Origin of the sequence: Blautia sp. HCP3S3_C4 (assembly GCF_052064095.1) — a bacterium.
Lineage (GTDB): Bacteria > Bacillota > Clostridia > Lachnospirales > Lachnospiraceae > Blautia_A.
Map to the genome: position 1 here is coordinate 1 of NZ_JBQHWF010000036.1, position 3,059 is coordinate 3,059.

3 protein-coding genes are annotated in these 3,059 nt (G+C 47.0%); all 3 read left to right on the forward strand.

Annotated features, from left to right (window positions below; all coding sequences use genetic code 11):
• Positions 1–194: 194 nt before the first annotated feature.
• The 3 genes from ACTNC6_RS16005 (at position 195) to ACTNC6_RS16015 (ending at position 2,998) form a co-directional block, all read left to right on the forward strand.
• Entirely contained in the window at positions 195–695 is a 501-nt protein-coding gene (locus tag ACTNC6_RS16005) for a DUF6431 domain-containing protein (RefSeq protein ID WP_173763247.1), read from the forward strand.
• A gap of 73 nt (positions 696–768) precedes the next feature.
• Complete coding sequence (locus ACTNC6_RS16010; protein WP_173763246.1) at positions 769–2,187, forward strand: Mu transposase C-terminal domain-containing protein; 1,419 nt, start codon at positions 769–771, stop codon at positions 2,185–2,187.
• Positions 2,180–2,998, forward strand: a complete 819-nt coding sequence (locus ACTNC6_RS16015; RefSeq protein ID WP_173763245.1) for an ExeA family protein — start codon at positions 2,180–2,182, stop codon at positions 2,996–2,998. The genes ACTNC6_RS16010 and ACTNC6_RS16015 overlap by 8 nt, the downstream gene beginning before the upstream one ends.
• The last annotated feature ends 61 nt before the right edge of the window (positions 2,999–3,059 follow it).

Below are 3,059 nucleotides of genomic sequence, written 5' to 3' on the forward strand. Positions count from 1 at the left end.
TGTTATTGACCTCTTAAAATAGCGTAATAATGATTACCTTGCGTGTCTCTGGATTGTTCTGTATACTGTCATCAGTTTACAGAAAGAAAAAAGTCTCAGAGCACCTTCCCTGGAAAGTCGTGTACTCTGAGACCTGGTCGCTATAACCATGGTTATTATATCAGACTATACGTTAACCCTCAAGGGGGATTCAGGTGTTTTTTGTTCAGAGCAGTGTGACCAGACATATATGTCCCAGCTGTCAGGGAGTTCTTGCCTACCGTGATTCACGCATACGTATCCGCAAGAAAGAAGGCGGGCGTAAGGATCTTCTGATGATCCGACGTTTCAGATGTAAAAATTGCCATTCCTATCATAATGAACTTCCAGATTGTCTCGCCCCATATAAGCATTACGAAACTGAGGTTATATCAGGAGTTCTTGATGGAGTCGTTACTCCTGAAGATGCTGACTCCGAAGATTATCCGTCTATGCAGACCATGCGGCACTGGCTCTGGTGGCTGCAGATCAATCTTTCTAACATAGAAGGCTACCTCAGAAGTACCGGCTACAGTATCTTCAGACTTGGTGAAGGGATTCTCTTCTCCAAAGGTTCACTGCTCGATGCAATACGAAAAAAGTATCAAAACTGGCTGGAGATCATTCTCCGCCTGATTTATAACAGCGGAGGATTCCTGGTGCCGATCCCCTGGTAGAACCGTGCACCTACTTTGGTTCGTCTGTCACCGGCTGTTTCTGTATAGTGGTCTCAAAGGAGGTCGCTATACTATGAATACAAGCAAAAATCTTATGAAACAACAGTGGCAGGAACAGGAAGCACTCAACCGCTTCCGGCTCATATCTCCCCTTCTCAGGGAAGATATGGATGACGCGAAACGTCTGCAGCTGCGCAGACAGATCGCACAGGAGAATAACATCTCAGTCCGTTCTCTTTACCGTTATGAGAAAGCATATGCAGAAGGCAAGTTCTCTGGTCTCAAACCGGCAGACCGGCAAAAACACAGATCCCAGAGACTTCCGGACAATTTCGATTTTCTTCTGGAACAGGCGATCCAGCTCAGGAAAGAGGTTCCGGAACGGTCTGTTGCACAGATCATCTTCATTCTGGAAGCGGAAGGCTTTGTAGCACCGGGGGTATTGAAACGCCCAACTCTGGAAAGACACCTTTATAAAGCGGGCTTTGGTCGTGAGCATATGCAGATGTACAAAGAAGCCCGTGAGAGTTCATCGAAACGCTTCTGCAAACCGCACCGCATGATGCTGATCCAGGGAGATATCAAGTATGGACCCAAACTTCCTATTGGAAAAAATGGTGCCAAAGTACAAACCTATCTGTCCTCGGCTATTGATGACCATTCCAGACGGCTCCTGTTCTCCAGATTCTATGATAATCAGGAGGAAGCGATCATCGAGGATACCTTTCACCAGGCGATCCTGCGTCACGGAACTTTTGATGCCTGTTACTTTGATAACGGATCCCAGTATATCGCAAAGCAGATCCGGTTTTCCCTTGCAAAACTCGGTATCCGTGTCATTCATGCAAAACCGAGGAGTGGAAAAAGCAAAGGTAAAATTGAGAAATTCCACCAGGTCGTAGATGATTTTATCCGTGAATCGAAGCTGAAGGATATCAAAAGCCTGGATGACTTAAACCGCCTCTGGGAGATCTTCGCGGACGAGTATTACCACAAGAAGCCTCATGAAGGAATCAGTGAATACTACGAAAGCCTTGGAGCTGCGGTCCCGAAAGAAGGGATCACACCTCTTCAGGAATGGAACCGCGACAGCCGCCCGCTCACTTTCCTGGATGTTTCAGTCGTAGCGGAAGCTTTCCTTCATCATGAAGAACGCAAAGTTGACAAAGGCGGATGTATCAGTTTCCGCGGAATGAGATACGAGACAAAACCATCGCTGATCGGGCATAAGGTTGAAATTTCTTATGATCCTGCCGCGCCTGAAACGATCACTGTTTCTTATCCCGGCTATGAGCCTTTTACCGCACAGCCGATAAGAATCGGCGAATACTGTGACAAACGCCCGGTACTGCCGGCATCCATGCAGAAACAGAAACCGAGCACGTCCCGTTTTCTTGACGCTTTAGAAAACCGCCATGCACAGACACAGCGTCAGATGGCTGACGCGATCTCATTTGCATCCTATCGGAAGGAGGCGAATGATCATGTATGAGGCATTCTTCGGTATGGAACACACACCCTTTGTCCGTAATGTTCCACCTGAAAAACTGTATGAATCATCTGCTTTTCGCGAGACATTAGGCCGTCTATCCTATGTGGCAGACCGCCAGATGTTTGCGGTTGTAACTGCTGATTCCGGATGTGGGAAATCAACGCTGATCCGCCGGTTTTACTCAGAACTTCCGAAAGAGGATTACATCGTTCTTTATCTTTCGGACTCAAAGCTGACTCCAAGATGGTTTTATAAGGGGCTGCTGGATCAGCTCGGTCTGGAATCAAGGTTTTATCGAGGAGATTCCAAGCGCCAGCTACAGCAGGAAATTGAAATCATCCGCGGAGTACAGCATAAGAAGGTTGTCTGCATCCTTGATGAAGCTCATCTATTGGAAAAAGAAACGCTGGAAGAATTTCGATTTCTTTTGAATTACAAGTTTGATTCTGTCAGTCCCATGGCAGTAGTCCTTGTCGGTCAGACAGAACTTTTGGAAAACAAACTGAAGTTACAGCGCTACGCTGCTATTCGCCAGAGAATCGATATGTACTGCACGCTTCCGCATCTGGACAGATCGGAAACGGAACAATACATCGGAAGTCATATGGCGTATTCCGGATGTCCTCAGGAGGTTTTTACTGAAAAAGCGGTGGATGAGATCCACAAGGCATCTGCCGGAATTCCCCGTATGATCAACCGGATCTGCGAAAAGGCACTGATGTATGCCTTCCAACAGCAGAGACGTCTGGTCGATGACTATATGATCAAGTTTGTAGTAGAGCATGAAATGCTCACGATTGCAGTCAAGTAAGAGTCTGCCGCCTGGAAACAGGCGGCGAACTCGCTGTTACCGATGACAAGAACTTAAGCAA

Coding starts and splice junctions, on each gene's coding strand:
- ACTNC6_RS16010 (WP_173763246.1), top strand. CDS start 769: ATGAATACAAGCAAAAATCTTATGAAACAACAGTGGCAGGAACAGGAA.
- ACTNC6_RS16015 (WP_173763245.1), top strand. CDS start 2,180: ATGTATGAGGCATTCTTCGGTATGGAACACACACCCTTTGTCCGTAAT.